Source organism: Micromonospora haikouensis, assembly GCF_900091595.1.
GTDB lineage: Bacteria > Actinomycetota > Actinomycetes > Mycobacteriales > Micromonosporaceae > Micromonospora > Micromonospora haikouensis.
This window is the reverse complement of sequence record NZ_FMCW01000061.1, coordinates 1-15,995: the sequence shown is the minus strand read 5'-3', so window position 1 is coordinate 15,995 and position 15,995 is coordinate 1. Positions and strand designations below refer to the sequence as shown.

12 protein-coding genes are annotated in these 15,995 nt (G+C 69.9%); 8 read left to right on the top strand and 4 right to left on the bottom strand.

Annotated elements, in window-relative coordinates:
- Both GA0070558_RS32000 and GA0070558_RS31995 read left to right on the top strand, forming a co-directional pair.
- A partial coding sequence (locus GA0070558_RS32000) for an efflux RND transporter permease subunit (RefSeq protein WP_141722405.1) occupies positions 1-401 on the top strand: 401 nt, incomplete at its 5' end.
- Positions 402-1,137: 736 nt separating this feature from the next.
- On the top strand, positions 1,138-3,126 hold the full coding sequence (locus GA0070558_RS31995) for an alpha-L-fucosidase (RefSeq protein WP_091287096.1): 1,989 nt from the start codon (positions 1,138-1,140) through the stop codon (positions 3,124-3,126).
- A gap of 95 nt (positions 3,127-3,221) precedes the next feature.
- Here GA0070558_RS31995 and GA0070558_RS31990 read toward each other — a convergent pair whose 3' ends face one another.
- From GA0070558_RS31990 to GA0070558_RS31980, 3 genes are all read right to left on the bottom strand, one after another.
- Positions 3,222-3,455: a GNAT family N-acetyltransferase gene (locus tag GA0070558_RS31990; protein WP_218107160.1), complete on the bottom strand. Its 234-nt coding sequence runs from the start codon at positions 3,453-3,455 to the stop codon at positions 3,222-3,224.
- A 216-nt stretch (positions 3,456-3,671) separates the two neighbouring features.
- Positions 3,672-4,748: a LacI family DNA-binding transcriptional regulator gene (locus GA0070558_RS31985; RefSeq protein WP_198956713.1), complete on the bottom strand. Its 1,077-nt coding sequence runs from the start codon at positions 4,746-4,748 to the stop codon at positions 3,672-3,674.
- Positions 4,749-4,826: 78 nt separating this feature from the next.
- Complete coding sequence (locus GA0070558_RS31980) at positions 4,827-5,819, bottom strand: hydroxyacid dehydrogenase (RefSeq protein WP_091287086.1); 993 nt, start codon at positions 5,817-5,819, stop codon at positions 4,827-4,829.
- Between the two features lie 396 nt (positions 5,820-6,215).
- Between GA0070558_RS31980 and GA0070558_RS31975 the strand changes: the two genes are divergently transcribed.
- The 6 genes from GA0070558_RS31975 to GA0070558_RS33735 all read left to right on the top strand — a co-directional run bounded on the left by GA0070558_RS31975 (position 6,216) and on the right by GA0070558_RS33735 (position 11,369).
- Complete coding sequence (locus GA0070558_RS31975; protein ID WP_218107159.1) at positions 6,216-7,154, top strand: ABC transporter permease; 939 nt, start codon at positions 6,216-6,218, stop codon at positions 7,152-7,154.
- Complete coding sequence (locus GA0070558_RS31970; RefSeq protein ID WP_091287082.1) at positions 7,151-8,080, top strand: carbohydrate ABC transporter permease; 930 nt, start codon at positions 7,151-7,153, stop codon at positions 8,078-8,080. Before GA0070558_RS31975 ends, GA0070558_RS31970 begins: the two co-directional genes overlap by 4 nt.
- 43 nt (positions 8,081-8,123) lie before the next feature.
- Positions 8,124-9,668 carry a DUF3502 domain-containing protein gene (locus GA0070558_RS31965; protein WP_091287079.1) on the top strand — a complete coding sequence of 515 codons (1,545 nt, stop codon included), beginning with the start codon at positions 8,124-8,126 and terminating at the stop codon, positions 9,666-9,668.
- A 48-nt stretch (positions 9,669-9,716) separates the two neighbouring features.
- A complete protein-coding gene (locus GA0070558_RS31960; protein WP_091287075.1) occupies positions 9,717-10,466 on the top strand; it encodes an alpha/beta fold hydrolase in 750 nt (249 codons plus the stop codon).
- A complete protein-coding gene (locus GA0070558_RS31955; RefSeq protein ID WP_043968218.1) occupies positions 10,463-11,101 on the top strand; it encodes a ThuA domain-containing protein in 639 nt (212 codons plus the stop codon). Before GA0070558_RS31960 ends, GA0070558_RS31955 begins: the two co-directional genes overlap by 4 nt.
- A 115-nt stretch (positions 11,102-11,216) precedes the next feature.
- Complete coding sequence (locus GA0070558_RS33735; protein ID WP_176734477.1) at positions 11,217-11,369, top strand: hypothetical protein; 153 nt, start codon at positions 11,217-11,219, stop codon at positions 11,367-11,369.
- Positions 11,370-11,410: 41 nt separating this feature from the next.
- On the opposite strand, the gene GA0070558_RS31950 is transcribed toward GA0070558_RS33735, so the two are convergent.
- Entirely contained in the window at positions 11,411-15,781 is a 4,371-nt protein-coding gene (locus GA0070558_RS31950; RefSeq protein ID WP_176734478.1) for a glycoside hydrolase family 9 protein, read from the bottom strand.
- Positions 15,782-15,995 lie beyond the last annotated feature (214 nt).

The window sequence follows — 15,995 nt, the reverse complement described above, 5'->3', positions numbered from 1 at the left end:
CCGCGCTCATCGGCATCCTGATGCTGATCGGCATCGTCGTCACCAACGCCATCGTGCTGATGGACCTGGTCAACCAGTACCGCGAGCGGGGCATGAGCGTCGCCGAGGCGGTCGTGGAGGGCGGTCAGCGCCGGCTGCGCCCGATCCTGATGACCGCCCTGGCGACCATCTTCGCGCTCCTGCCGATGGCGCTGGGCATCACCGGTGAGGGCGGGTTCATCTCCACCCCGCTGGCCGTCGTCGTCATCGGCGGCCTCGTCACCTCCACCCTGCTCACCCTGGTCCTGATCCCGGTCCTCTACACGATGGTCGAGGGCCGCCGAGAACGCCGCCAGGCCCGCCGGAGCAGCCCCGCGCCGCAGCCCGAGACCGTGGCCGGGGAACCGGTCCCGGTCGCCTGACGAGCCTGGCGACCTCGGCCCGCACCCCGGCCGGTACGCGGATCACGCGTGCCGGCCGGGGTGCGTCCGGTTGCGCGGGCCCCACCGGGGCGACCCTGCGTGCCACCCGACGCGCTTCATCGAGCCACCTCCCGGGCGACGGTGATCTTAACGTTCACGTCGATACCCAGCGTGACGTTCGCATTCACGTCTGTCAACGCATGTATCGACGAAGGTCGAGCAAGATGCGTCGCGTCGCAGGTCACGATCGCCGGTCGGCGAGGCTCGACGCCCCACTGTCGGCCCGCGAAGGCTGTGCTGCGGCCTCGCCGGAAATCATCTATTGACACCGACGTTTATCCGCCTGTTACATGGGGTGGCCGGGGTCATGTTAACGGTAACAGGGCATTGTCGAGTCGGTCGGCCGGAGCCACGGCGCCTCAGTCAGGCGTCGCGCCTGCACCGGCCGCAGACGGCCACGACGCCCGGCGAACGCAGACAACGCATGCCCGGGTACGCGCCGGCGGCTGGGCACCTCCGGCCGCGTCCCGGGGCGACCGAGCGTGCCCGCACCAGGGGCGCGCAGCGGCGGCCCCGGGGCCCGGGTCGCGCCGACCAGCGACCGACGGTCCGGTCGCGCGCACGACGTGCACAGCAGGCAACGAGCAGAGGTGGGCCCGCAAGGCGGCTGCCGACCCCACCGTCCTTCGGCCACACAGAGCTCCGGCTCCGAACCACGAGAAGGGATGTCACCAAAATGGATTTAACCTCCCCGCACCTGAGCCGTCGACGGCTGCTCACCGCCGTCGGGCTCACCGGCATCGCCACGGCCACCGGGCTGTCCCGGATGGGACTGGCCCTGGCCACCGAGGGGCCGCAGAGCTACACCCCCACCTGGGCGTCCGTCGACCAGCACCCGCCGGCTCCCGAGTGGTTCCAGGACGCCAAGTTCGGCATCTACTACCACTGGGGCGTGTACAGCGTCCCGGCGTTCGCCAACGAGTGGTACCCGCGCAACATGTACAACAACGGCTCCGGCGAGAACAACCACCACAAGAGCGTCTACGGTGACCCGTCGGTGTGGCCGTACCACAACTTCATCAACGGGGCCAACGACAAGGCCGGCAACTGGGTGCAGTTCGCGCCGAAGCTCAAGTCCGCCGGCGGCAACTGGGACCCCAACGAGTGGGCGCAGCTGTTCGTCGACGCCGGGGCGAAGTTCGCCGGCCCGGTGGCCGAGCACCACGACGGCTTCTCCATGTGGAACAGCCAGGTCAACGAGTGGAACTCCGTCGCCAAGGGACCCCGCCTCGACCTGCTGCGGTTGCAGGCGGACGCGATCCGGGGCAAGGGACTCAAGCTGTGGGCATCGCTGCACCACGCGTTCAACTTCACCGGCTACTACCAGTGGGCGCCAGCCCAGTCCGACGCCAGCCTGAAGAAGCTCTACGGCCAGCTCGGCTCCACCCCCGAGTACCAGCTCTGGTACGACAAGCTGCGCGAGGTCATCGACGGCTACCAGCCGGACATCATCTACCAGGACTTCGACCTGTCCAAGATTCCGGAGTCCTACCGGCTGAACTTCCTGTCGTACTACTACAACAAGGCCGTCTCCTGGAACAAGGACGTCGTCGCCACGTACAAGGACGGGTTCAACAACCGCGGTGAGGTCTACGACTTCGAGCGCGGCGGCCCAGCGGTCATCCAGACCCCGTACTGGCTGACCGACGACAGCGTCTCCAGCTCCAGCTGGTGCTACACCCAGGGCATCGGCTACTACTCCACCAAGTCGCTGCTGCACGCGCTCATCGACCGGATCAGCAAGAACGGCACGATGGTGCTCAACATCGCGCCGATGGCCGACGGCACCATCCCGTCGGCGCAGCGCACGATCCTGCAGGGCTTCGGCGACCACCTGCGGCGGTTCGGGGAGGCGGTCTACTCCACCCGCGCCTGGTCCGTGCACGGCGAGGGCCCCACCCAGATGGGCGGCGGTTCCTTCCAGACCCCCCGCGAGGGCAACGGGCAGGACATCCGCTTCACCCGCACCAAGGACAACACCGTCCTGTACGCCACCGTGCTCGGCTGGCCGGGCGCCACCCTGAACATCACCACGCTGGGCTCGAACCGGATCAACCTGAGCACCCTGACCTCGGCGCGGCTGCTCGGCACGACGGCCGGCACGTACATCGACCTGCCCAACCGCACCCAGGACGGCTCCGGGCTGCACCTGACCATGCCGTCGGCCACGGCACCGTTCAGCGCCCTGGCGTACGTGGTGAAGCTGACCTTCTCGGGCCAGATTCCGACGCTCGGCTCCGGCCCCACCCCCACCGGGTACGTGAAGATCGCCAACGGGGCGACCGGCCTGGTGCTGGACAGCGGGGGGAGCGTCGCCTCGGGTGCGGTGGTGAAGCAGTGGAACGACGTCAGCAGCACCAACCTGCAGTGGCAGCTGGTCGACGTCGGCGGCGGCTACTACCGGATCGTGAACCGGGCCAACGGCATGGTCGTGGACAGCTGGGGCAACACCGCGAACGGGGCCAGCGCGCTGCAGGCGCCGTGGAACGGTGGGAACAACCAGCAGTGGCGGCTGAACAGCGTGGGCAACGGCCGCTACCAGATCATCAATCGGGGCACCGGCACGGCGCTGGACGGTCTGGGTAGTTCCACCGCCGGGTCCACGGTCGCCATGTGGGCCCCGAACACCAGCACCAACAACCAGTGGAGCATCACCGCCGTCTGATTCCGCCGTGAGCCGGCGGCGCAGGTCACGACCTGCGCCGCCGGCCACGGTCGCCGTCGCCAACTCCGGTAGGGCAACCCCCGGATCCGATGGGATCAGTCGAGGTCGCGGTAGTAGTAGAACATCGGCTCGGGTGCCCCGGGCTCGACGTTGGTGAAGCCGTGCGCCTCGTAGAAGCGGCGGGCGTCGACGTCCGCGCCGTCGACGGTGGTCTTCAACGATCCGGCGCCGCGTTCGCGGGCCAGCCGGCAGGCGGCCTCCGGCAGGGCGTGTCCGTGCCGCTGTCCGCGCGACCCGGGCCGCACGTGGAGCTCGTCGAGGGTGGCCACCGGACCGGCGGCTGAACGCCGGCCAGTACACCGAGTTCGGCTTCCAGGGCACCGGGTCCGCCAACGGCCTGGCCCCGGTGTGCACCGCCTCCTGAGCACCACCTGTCCTGGACGGGCGCGAGCCGCCCGTCCAGGACAGGGGAGTCGATGCCGCTGACGAGACTCGGGTCAGGCCGTGGCCGTCGTGGGAATGTCCGTGCCTGGCCCGGTGAACGGCTACCTGCCGCGCTGGTCGGCGGCGGCGACCGGGCCGAGGGGGCCGGGAGCGACCAGCGGGGCGACCGATTCGCGGACCACGATGTGGGTGCCCAGCACGACGTGCTGCGGCTCGGTGGGGCGTAGGGCGAGCCGGACCGCGGTGCGGCCGAGTTCCTCGGTGGGGATCCGCACCGTGGTGAGCGCCGGCGTGACGTTGACCGACAGCGGAATGTCGTCGTAGCCGACGACGGAGACGTCCTGCGGGACGCGGACCCCGGCCTCGCGGAGCGCCCGCAGCACGCCGGCGGCGACCATGTCGGTGGCGGCGAAGATGGCGGTGAAGTCGACGCCCAGGCCGAGCAGCCGTCGGGTGGCCGCCTGGCCGAACGCCTGGCTGAACTCGCCGGGGACGATCAGCGTGGGGTCGAGCGGCACCCCGAACGCCTCGTGTGCCCGGGTGAAGCCCTTGACGCGGTCCAGGCTGGTGGTGTGGTTGGGCTGGACGTTGCCGAGGTAGACGATCCGGCGGTGCCCCTGGGACAGCAGGTGGCTGGTCATGGCGTAGGCGCCACCCTCGTTGTCGTACTCCACGACGGTGGCCGGCACGCCGTCGCCGAGGGGCGGCCGCCCGCACAGGACGAGACGGGAACCCGCCTTGTCCAGCGCGTGCGCGAAATGGATCATGCGCTGCCGGTGTTCCTCGTCGAGGAACCCGCCGCCGACCAGGATGACCGCCTCGGCGCGCTGCTCTCGCATCGCCTCGACGACCGTCAGCTCCCGGGCCGGATCACCGTCGGTGACGCAGATCAGGCACAGCCGCCCCTCGGCGGTGGCCTGCTGCTCGACTCCCTTGGCGACATAGGCGAACGAGGGGCCGGTGACGTCCTCCATGACGAATGCGATCATGCCGGGGCCCGCGCCCTTGAGCGCGCGGGCCTGGGCGTTGGCGACGTAGTCCAGGTCGCGGACCGCGCGCTGGACCCGGGCGCGCGTGGCGGCCGAGACCGGGTAGTCGCCGGCCAGTACCCGGGAGACCGTCGCCGGGGACACCCCGGCGCGGGCGGCGACGTCCTTGACCGTGGCTCGTGGGCTCATGTCGGAATCACCGGCGCCAGGTCGCATGGCTGGATGCTACGGCAGGGCGGTGCGGGGCCCGACCGACGTGGCGGGCCATCATGCGGCCCGGAGCAGCTCGTGCTGACGGACCTGGTAGCGCAGGGGCCGCCCGGTGAGCAGCCGCTCGAGCTCGTCGGCGATGTGGCTGCCCATCCGGGCCAACTCGTTGCCGTGCGAGCCGGCCACGTGCGGAGTGAGGAACACGTTGGGCAGGTCGAACAGCGGTGAGTCGGCGGGCAGCGGCTCGGGGTCGGTGACGTCGAGGACGGCCGAGATCCGGCCGGTGGTCAGCTCGTCGACCAGCGCCGGGGTGTCCACCAGCACCCCACGGGCCGTGTTGATCAGGACGGCGCCGTCGCGCAGGAGCGCCAGGCGACGACGGTCGAGCAGGTGGTGGGTCTCCGGTGTGGCCGGCGCGTGCAGGCTCACGATGTCGCTGTTGGCCAGCAGTTCCTCCAGCGGCACGTTCGGCACGCCCGACACGGTGGCGTAGGGGTCGTACAGACACAGCCGTAGGTCGTGCCGGCGCAGCAGCCGGATCACCTGACGGCCGGTGCGGGAGGCTCCGACGATGCCCACCCGGCGGCCGAAGTTGCCGACGGAGGGCGCGATCTGCGCCACGGTGAACGTGCGTGCCGCGTGGTAGCGGTCGTGCAGGGCGAACACGCCCTTGCCGGCCAGCAGGACCATCGCGGTCGTGTACTCGGCGACCGGGGTCGCGTTCGCCTCGGCGGCCGAGCAGACGGTGATCCCGCGTTCCCACACACCGTCCGTGACGTGCGGCTTGATGCTGCCCGCAGCGTGCAGGACGGCGCGCAGCCTCGGCGCGGCGGCCAGGAAGGCGTCGTCCAGCGGGGGGCACCCCCAGCCGGTGATCAGCACTTCGAGGTCGCGTAGCCGGTCTGCGGCCCGCGGGTCGTCGAACCGGTCCACCGCCAGGTCGGCGTCGATGTCCACGAGCGCGGTGATCCGGCGCCGGACGGGGGTGGGGAACAGCAGCGGCAGGTGCACCGGGCTCATGGCGTACAGCGCCGTCGGGCGTTTGGTCACGGACGGTCCCCCACTCGTGCTATCTCAGGAAATCGTTCTCTACGGTATGGGCTCTGCGGGCGTCCGGTCAAGGCGAGCGTCACCCTTGCTGTGGAACGCCTGGAAGTGCGGCGATGCGACGAGCGGCCAAGCCGGCCGGCAACGTGCTCGTAACGAGCCCTTGCCTTCTCCGCCTTCGAGTCCTAGCCTCTGGAGAACGTTTTCTACTCGACTCTCGGGCCACGCCGGCAATGCCAACCCCTTGAGGGGACGTGACCCACCAGTCCGCCGAAGGAGTCGTCCGATGACCCCGCTGCGCAGACGTACCGCCGGTGCCCACCCGCCGCCGACCGGGGCCGTGCCGGATGCCTCCGGCGCCCGCCGGCACCCGAGGACCCCCGGCCCGGAGGCCCGGTCGTGAGCGCCCCCCCACCCCGCCGCCCGCCGGGCGGGCGGCTCGGGCGCTGGGCCCTGCTCCTGCTCGCCGCCCCCGGTGTCTGCTACTTCGCGGTCTTCGCCTATCTGCCGATGGCGGGGCTGGTGGTCGCCTTCAAGGACTTCAACATCCGGGAGGGCATCTTCGGCAGCCCGTGGAACGGGCTGGCCAACTTCCGGTACTTCTTCGAGACCGGGGACGCCCCACGGATCGTCTTCAACACCCTGTTCCTCAACGGGCTGTTCCTGGCCGCCACGCTGGCCTGGGGACTGCTGCTGGCGCTCATGCTCAACGAGATCCGGTTGCACCTGTTCAAACGGGTCGCCCAGTCGGTGGTCTTCTTCCCGTACTTCGTCTCGCCGATCGTCATCAGCGTCATGCTCCAGGTGCTGCTGGCCGGCGTCGGTGGCGAGGGCGGTGCGCTCAACGACGCGCTCAGCGTCCTGCACCTGCCCGAGGTCAGCTGGTACACCGAACCCGGAGCATGGCCCTGGATCCTGACCGTGGTCAAGGTCTGGCAGCTCGGCGGCTACCTGTCGGTGATCTTCCTGGCGGCGATCACCGCGATCTCCCCGGACGTGTACGAGGCCGGTGTCATCGACGGCGCGAGCCGTGCCCGGATGGCCTTCTCCATCACGGTGCCGCTGCTGCGGCCAACCGCCGCGGTCCTGCTCGTGCTCGGTATCGGCCGCATCTTCTACGGCGACTTCGCGACCATCTACGCGATCGTCGGAGACAACGGGGTGCTGTTCTCGACGACCGACGTGATCGACACCTACGTGTTCCGCGCCCTGCGTAGCCTGGGCGACTTCGGCACCACCGCCGCCGTGGGCCTGTTCCAGGGCCTCGTCGGCCTGGTCTTCGTCACCGCAGCCCTGATCATCCAACGCCGGTACGCACGAGAGAGCAGCCTGCTGTGAGCACCGCGACCATGCCCAGCCAACTCCCGACCTCGCCCGCCGCGCCGCCCGCGAGGGCGGCCCGGCGCCGCACCGTCGAGCCGTTCACCGTCGTCAGCTACCTGACGGTGACTCTCTTCGCCCTGTTCTGTCTGGTACCGCTGTGGATGATCGTCGCCGGGTCGTTCACCGACGAGAGCGTGTTGTCCCTGCGGGGCTACAGCCTGCTGCCCGACCCGTTCTCGGTCGACGCGTACGCGCAGCTGTTCAGCGGCCGGGCCATCGGCCGCGCGTACCTGGCGACGCTGTTCATCACCGGGGTCGGCACGGTGCTGTCGGTGGCCTGCACCGCCGGCCTGGCCTGGGTGATCGCCCGCCGGCTGCGGCCGGTGAGCCGGCCGCTGACCGTCTTCACCTACCTGCCGATGCTGTTCAGTGGCGGCCTGGTGCCGATCTACCTGCTCGTCACACAGGTCCTGCACCTGCGCGACAGCTGGTTCGCGGTGATCCTGCCGCACCTGATGATGCCCTTCCTGGTGTTCATCACGGTCGCCTTCTTCCAGCAGATCCCCACCGAGATCATGGAGTCCGCCCACGTCGACGGGGCCGGTGAACTGCGGATCTTCTTCCGGATCGTGCTGCCGTTGGCCAAACCCATCCTCGCCGTGATCGCGCTGTTCTACGCCGTGACCTACTGGAACGAGTGGTTCATGGCGATCCTGTTCATCTCGGACCCGGACAAGTACCCGCTGCAACTGCTGCTGCAGAACCTCATCGCCAACGTCACCAACGCGACCGTGCTGCCCGGCGGCAGCGCCCCGGTGGTGCCCGTCTACCAGCTGCGGCTGGCCCTCACCGTGGTCACCATCGGGCCGATCATCCTCGCCTACCCCTTCGCCCAACGCTACTTCGTCAAGGGCCTCACCCTCGGCGCCACGAAGGGCTGACCCCCCGAGGCCCACCCCCACCCCCACCCCAAGGAGAAGCCCCATGTCCCACCCGCTCACCCGCCGAGGCTTCCTCGGCCTCACCGGAGGGGCCGGCGTCGCCGCGCTGCTCGCCATGGCCGGCTGCGGAGACGACTCCGCAGCGAGTTCCGACACCGTCCGGATCCTCGTCCCCGGCACCGTGCCACCCGGCTGGGAGGCGGTCAGCCGGAAGGTCAACGAGAAGCTGAAGGCCGACACCGGGCTGAGCCTGGACGTGCAGTTCATCAACTGGCAGAACTACCAGCAGCAGGCCCTGCTCAAGTTCACCTCGGGCGAGACGTTCGACACCGCCCTGCAGGCGCTCTGGCTGAACATGGCCCAGCTCCAGCAGGACGGTGCGCTCGCCGACCTGACCGCCGAGGTCGACAAGCACCAGAACCTGCGTGCCACCCTGGACGACCGGCTCATCAAGGCCAACCGGTGGGACGGCAGGCTGTGGGGGATCCCGCAGGTCAACAGCGCCGGCCGGTGCCAGCACTTCGCCGTCCGGCAGGACCTCGCCGACAAGCTGGGCTTCGGTGAGATCACCGACTACGACACCCTCGAACGGTTCTTCTACGCCGTCAAGCAGCGCGGCGGCGGGACCATCCCGTACGGGCACAACTCCGCCAGCGGATACCTGGGCGTGGTGCCGTACCCGGCCGGAATGTTCAACGTCCAGTCCTGGCAGGATCCGCACACCATCGCCCGCGCGTTCACCGGTCGGGGCATGTTCTTCGTCTTCGCCAAGGACGCCGCCCAGACCCGGGCCAGCCGTCCGGTGCCGTTCTGGGACGATCCCGGCGTCCTCGACGCGATGCGCCGCGTCCGTCGCTACTACCTCGACGGCATCATCAACAAGGACGCCACCAACGCCGACGTGGACACCGTCAAGAGCCAGTGGGCGGCCGGCAAGTACGCGGCGACCTGGGCGATGACCGACGGCACGACCAGCAACGTGATGCCGGCGCTGACCAAGGCGGTCCCGGGGGCGATGGTCGCCGACATCATCCCGTACGGCAAGGGCCTGAACGCCAAGCCCAACCAGACCTTCCAGGCGGACAACCTCGTCGTGGTCAACGCCAACGGGGGGAATGTCGGCAACGCCATGCGGCTCCAGGACTGGGTGTCGGTCAAGGAGAACCACGACCTGCTCGAGTACGGCATCGAGGGCACCGACTGGAAGCCGGTCGGCGAGGACCGCTTCGAGGCGCTCACCCAGTACTCCAGCTTCCCCGGCTACGCGGTCTCCTGGCGGGCCAGCCTCGAACGCAAGGCCTCCTACATGACCGAATCCGAGGAGCGGGTGTTCAGCTGGGCCCAGGACTACGACAACTTCACCGTCGACCCGTTCGCGTCGTTCGTCCCCGACAACAAGCCGGTCGAGCAGCAGATCGCCGCGATGACCACCGTCATCACCCAGTACGCCAACCCGCTGTACTACGGCGTGGTCGACGTCGACCCCCAGCTCGACAAGCTCAAGAAGGCTGCGGCGGCGGCCGGGGTGGACAAGCTCCTGGCGGAGATGGAGAAGCAGGCCGACGCCTACCTGGCCAAGAACGCCTGAGCACCGTCACCACCGAGTTCACCGACGTCACCTCACGGACGGACGAAGATGCCGGACACCGAACGCGACCTGCCCGCCCTGCACCACCGGGACACCGGGGCGGGGGAGCCGACCCTGCTGCTCGTCCACGGATGGGGCGGCGACCTGCGGGTGTGGGACCCGATCCGGTTCCCGGGGCACCGCACCGTCGCCGTGGACCTGCGTGGCCACGGCCGGTCCCCGGCGCCGCCGGACGGCTACCGGCCCCCCGACCTCGCCGGTGACCTGGCCCGACTGCTCACCCGGCTGGGCATCGGGCCGGTGGTGGCCGTCGGCCACTCGATGGGCGCGCAGGTCGTCACCGCCCTCGCCGTCGAGCATCCGGCGCTGGTCGCCGCCCTCGTGGTGATCGATCCCGCATACGGCGCCGACGACGAGGAGGCGGCCTCCTTCCACGACCGCCTGGCCCGAATCCGTGCCGGGGGCGCCCGGGCCGCGCTCGATCCGGCCGTCCCGCTGCCGCCGGGGGTGCCCGAGCAGATGCTCGCCACCCCCGGCCCGGTGCTCGCCGCCTGCTACGCCGGCCTGTACACCGACCCGGGAGCGTTCGGGCACCGGCCGGCCACCGAGGCGTACCTGCGCCGACGTACCCAACCGGTGTTGTGCCTGCGCTCGCTGGCCGAGCCCGCCCGGTGGGAGGCGGCCCAGCCCGCTCCGCCCGGCTCGCGGGTGGTGGTGTGGCCGGGCACCGGCCACTTCCTGCACCTCGAACACCCCGACCGCACCAGCCGTCTGATCACCGACTGGCTGCACCGATGACCAGGATCCTGCTGTTCACCCGCACCACCGGATTCCGGCACGACTCGATTCCCGCCGGGGTGCGGACGATGCGGGAGCTGCACGACGCAGCGGAGAACACCGAGGACCCGGCCGCCTTCACCCCCGACAACCTGGCCCGGTTCGCCGCCGTGGTCTTCCTCAACACCAACGGCGACGTGCTCACCGACGCCGGCCGGACCGCGTTCGAGGCGTACGTGCGCGGCGGGGGCGGCTTCCTGGGCGTGCACTCGGCCGCGGCCACCGAGTACGGGTGGGCGTTCTACCGCGAACTGGTCGGTGCCTGGTTCGACCGGCACCCACCGGTCCAGCCCGCGAGGATCACGGTGGCCGAGCCCCGGCACCCGGCGACGGCCCACCTGCCGACCACCTGGGAGCGGGTCGACGAGTGGTACGACTTCCGGTCCCGCCCGGACGCCCGGGTGCTGTTGCGGGCCGACGAGTCGACCTACCGGGGCGGCACGATGGGCGGTGACCACCCGCTCGCCTGGTGCCACGAGCGGTGCGGCGGGCGGTCCTTCTACACGGCGCTCGGCCACACGGTCGAGTCCTACGCGGAACCGGAGTTCCGCGCGCATCTGGCCGGCGCGCTGCGGTGGGTGGCCCGGGCCAGGTAGCCCGGCGCCGCGCGCGAGTGGGTGCGGTTTTCGATGCGTGGAAGCACAGGCATCGAACACGTCGCCGGGGCGGGAACGGCCAGCCCGGTGGCGACGGTCCGGGAGAGGGAGCGAGATGACCCAGCGCAGGGCGCTGGTGGTTCGGGGCGGGTGGGAGGGGCACGAGCCGGTCAGGGCGACGGAGTTGTTCATCCCGTTCCTCGAAGGCAGCGGCTACGCGGTAACCCGACCCGACAACTCCGCTCAGGGCGCCGTCTGGACCGGTTGACCCGAATGGCCGGGAGAAGATCCGTGTCCCGCGCCCCCCGGTCATCGACGGCCAGCCACATCGGCCGCGAACGCGGCCACCCAGGTCAGTGCGGAGTTCCAGTTGATGGTGATCTCGTTGACCGACCAGGCTTCGAGATTATCGACGTAGCAGAGCTGTGGGGCGCACCCGTATAGCCAACTCGCCGAGAGCGGGTCTTGGAGGCTGGAGTTGGGCCCACCGGCGACCGACCCCACGGGCGGGTTCGGCAGTCGGGCGTCGAACGATTTCGCGTACCACCGGCTGTGCTGGTTCTTCGCGTCGTTGCTGCCGTAGCCGGTGATGTACGACTGCCCGAGGGCGTTGCGGCCCAGCAGGTAGTCGAGGCCCTCGAAGACGGCGTCGGCGTACCTGGCGTTGCCGGTGAGGTCGTAGGCAGTGGCGAGAACGACCTGGTTGTTCAGCATGGACGCGTTCGAGCCCCAGTCGTAGCGTCCCGTGGTGGGAGTGTAGGTCTGCCCGAAGCGCTCGGCCTTCTGGAAGGAGATCAACCGGTCCGCGGCGGCGACCACCCACCCTTTGATCTGCTCACGGTCATTCAGCTCGGTGCCGAACCGCGCCAGGTCGAGTTGGGCCAACGCGGCCACCGAACCCCAGTAGAAGCCGTTCTGGCTGAACGCCGTACCGGCGGTGTGGAACCGGCTGACCCGGACGGCGGTGAGGTAGGTGGTGTCCCTGGTGGTCAGGTACAGCTCGGCGGCGGCCCAGTAGAACTCGTCGGAGATGTCCCCGTCGTTGTAGGGACCGCCGCCACTGCGGTCCTCGTACGGTGCGAAGAGCGCCGGGTTGGCCCGGGCCGCGGCGTACGCGCGTTCGGCCGCCGCGCGCAGCCGGGCGGCGAAGCCGGCGTCGTACGGCTGGTAGATCCTCGCTGCCTGGGCGGCGACGGCGGCCAGGTTCAGGGTGGCCGCGGTCGATGGCCGGTGCAGTTCCCGGGGCTTCTTGTCCTGGTGCGGCAGCATCGGCGGCCCGGTCCAGGTCTCGTCGTGCACCTTGTGGTGGACCATGCCGGCCAGCGGGAGACCGTCGGGCACCTGCATCTTCAGCATGAAGTCGAGGTTCCAGCGGGCCTCGTCGAGGATGTCCGGAACCCCGTTGCCGCGTTCGGGCACGGCCAGGGTGCCGTCGCCGAGCGCCGCCGGCCGGTTGCGTTCCCACGTCGACAGGAGCTGGTACGTGGCGATGCCACCGTTGACGACGTACTTGCCGTGGTCACCGGCGTCGTACCAGCCGCCGGTGACGTCCAGCCGGTAGGAGCAGGTCCAGTTGTTCAGGAACGACTTCGGCTTCTGGCAGGGCACCTGGGTGTCGCCACCGTTCGGTGAGTCGGCGACGTGCCCGGCCGGGCGGGCGTACGCGGCCCCGGCGATGCCCCCGTCGATCGCGATCCCACTGCGGTTGGTGTAGAAGAACCGGGTCGCGTCGGTGCGCAGCCGGTCGTACAGGTCCGCGCGGATGTCGAACGGGTGACTGGGCCGGTCGACCCAGCCGTCGTACACCAGCTCGAACCGGCCGGTGGTCGTGACGTGGCTGAAGTCGATGACGTGGGTGATGGCGCTGGCCGACGCGTCGAAGCCGGTCGGGGTGGTGCGGCCCGTCGCCACCGTCGCGCCGCCGCCGGCCCGGCGCAGCGTCCACGGCACCGCCTGGGACGCGCCGTACAGCAACGTCGCCCGTTTGGGCCCGTTGGGTAGGTAGCCGTGTTGGTTCACCTTGATGTCCGGCCCGGCGTCGGCCCGGTGCGCGTACTCGGCGCCGGTGAGCGTCACGTCGTCCATGCAGAACTCGTACGGCGCGGTGGACTTGCCGAGGCGGAACTGGAGCTGGGCCAACCGGTACGGCTCCGGGTAGGTCGTGGTGATGCTGTACTCGTACTCCTTCCAGGCGGTGCCGGTGGTGAAGCCCTTGTTCAGGTACGTGACGTTCGTCGGGTTGTCGAAGGGCGCGAGGTAGATCAGCGGGTTCGCCGCCGTGTTGGTGCGGGCGCGGAACCGCAGCGTGTACGTGGCGCCGCCGGGCAGGTAGATGCTGTTGTGGCCCACCAGGACGTCCCATGGGTTGGTGGACGCGGGCGCGGTCACGCAGAAGGTCCCGCCCTCCAGTTTCGGCGTCATCCCCGCGTTGGTCCACCACGGCTTGTCCGTGCCGGTGAACGTGCTGTTCTGCAACAGCCGGCCGTCGAGCTGCGGTCGCGGTGGCCCACCCCCGTACGCCGGCAGCGTTCCGGCCGGCAGGTCCTGCCCGCCGCTCTGGCCGGGCTGTCCCGGGCCGGGATCAGCGCTGCCGTAGCGGGGCAGCAGCCAACCGTCGAGACCACCCGAGGCGGCGTTGACCAGGACGAAGTCGCCGATCAGGTCGGCATCGAGGTCGGCGAACAGGCCGGTGGTGCCGGCGAACGGGCCATCGTCACGGATCGGGCCCAGCGACCGCCAGCCGGTCGTCGCGCTCCACGGTGCGCCGGTGTTCTCCCAGGCCAGCACTTTGCCGCTGGGGTAGTCGACGCGCAGCACGTCGGCCCGGCGGTCACCGGTGACATCCGAGAACGAGGTCTGGTAGTAGCTGTCGGCGGGGGTCGCGAAGCCGCTGACCGAGTGCCAGTCTCCCGGCACCGGCATCCGGCCCGGGGACCGGTTCTCCCAGAGGCTGGCGTTGCTCAGCCGATCCGAGTTGATCAGGTCGTCGTCTCCGTCGCCGTCGATGTCGACGAAGCGCGGGTTCTCGTAGAGCAGGTTGTTGGCCACGATGGTGGGTGCTCCCCATCGAATCTGCGCGGCGTCGGACTCGTTGCGGGACACCCGTATGGCCCGGATCCCGGTAGGCGACTCGTCAGCGGCCAGCAAGCGGATGTAGTCGTCCCGGTCGTCGCCGTCGAGGTCGCCGAAGTGCACCGTAGTGGGCAGACCCCGGTCCGGCGGGCTGATGTCACCGAGGGCGGTCCAGGTGGATCGGGGGCCGTTGTTGCGCCACGCGGGTATCCGACCGTCGGGCTGAACGATGACGTGGTCGGCGTCGCCGTCGCCGTCGAGGTCGGGGAAGTGGGTCTCCGAGCCGGCCGGGGTGGCGTCCCGGAACTCCCCGATCGGGTCCCAGCGCGGGCCGATGCCGTTGCGGGGCTCGGGTCGCCACTGGTAGAAGTCCTGCGCGACCATCAGCCGCGATCCGAGAGCGTCTGCGGAGGGTTGCAGGGAGCCGCTGAGCCCGGGCGTGAAGATCTGCCCGTCCTTGAACTGCCACCGCGAAACCTCCGCCTGCTCCGAGCATAGGGTGCTGCCGGTGCTCCGGGAGTTCGTGTCCCAGGTCAGGCACCGCTCGGTCGCCGGGTCGGCCTGCGGCCAGGCGAGCTGGTACTGGCCTCCAGTCGTGCTGAAGCGCACCTGAATGGCCTCGTCGAGGCTGCCGCGCGGCGTCCTGACGTGCGGTCCGATGTCGACGCCGTCATTCGTCTTCAACGCGATCACCGCGTTCTCCATGTGACGGGCGAAGAAGCGGTACGTGTCGCCGGGGACCGGGGCGTAGCAGTCCCGGTCGGCGGTCGTCCGGGGCGCGAGGCCCCCGCCGGAGCCACAGCCGGCGTTCCCCACGTAACGGACGTACGCGTGGTCGGAGTTTCCGCCGCGAACCTCGGCGTTGATGGTGTTGTTGTTCTCGTTGCTGGCATAGGCGAAGTCCAGCTCATGGCCGCCCTGGTGGGTGGGCTGGTTCGCCGCGACTATGTGGTTCTGTAGCGCGGCCGGCATCCGTGCCGGGTTCTGGTTGAAGTCGGCGAGCACCATCCATTCGCCGGTGGGGTGGCGAGCCATGAACTGCCGCGCCGTCTCGATGATGTCGGCGGCGTCGTTGGCGCTGTTCTCACCGTTGGACAGCGCGTGGGCGGTGAAATACCAGTCGGTGCCGATCTGGACGCCCATCATCGGCCGCGAGTTGAACCGCCCGCCCACCGGCAGGATCACGGCGTCGCTCACCGTCTCCCGGGTGACGATGGCCAGGCCGTTGCGTTGCTGACCGGGGTCGGCCCAGTAGATCTGCACCAGGTCCGGGCGGCTTTCCGAGCCGATGTTGTACAGATGCTCGGTGATGCCGGCATCGGCGAACCGACGATCGGTCCACACCGCCCGTTCGGGCGGTGTGCTGCCCGCCTCCTGGAGTGCGGCGACCTGCACCCCTTCCTGGTTGAGCATCTGCTGCACACCGGTCAGCCACCGCGACTCCGGAGGCCCCCCGGTCCCGTCGCTCTGGCCCTGCATGTTCCAGGACGCGGTGACCCGGTCCTGCGGGGCCGCCACCGCCGGTGTCATCGGTTCGACTGCGGACAACAGCGTCGCCGCCGTCGTCGCCGCGACGATCGTGGCCAACCGTTTGCGTGCAAAGCCCACGTCAGATCCTCCAGAAACTCGGACACAGAGACCATGCGGTAGCGGGGCTCGACATCGCATCGGTAGGAATTACCTAGAGGGACCGGCAGTGACGTGATCTCAACAAGAATTCGGTAGGTATCGGTGTTCGTAGTGGGTGAGGTGGAGGGCGGCACGGACGATGTCGCCGAGGCTGCGTGGGCTGGCGGTGCTGTGGCGTAGCGTGCGCCAGCGG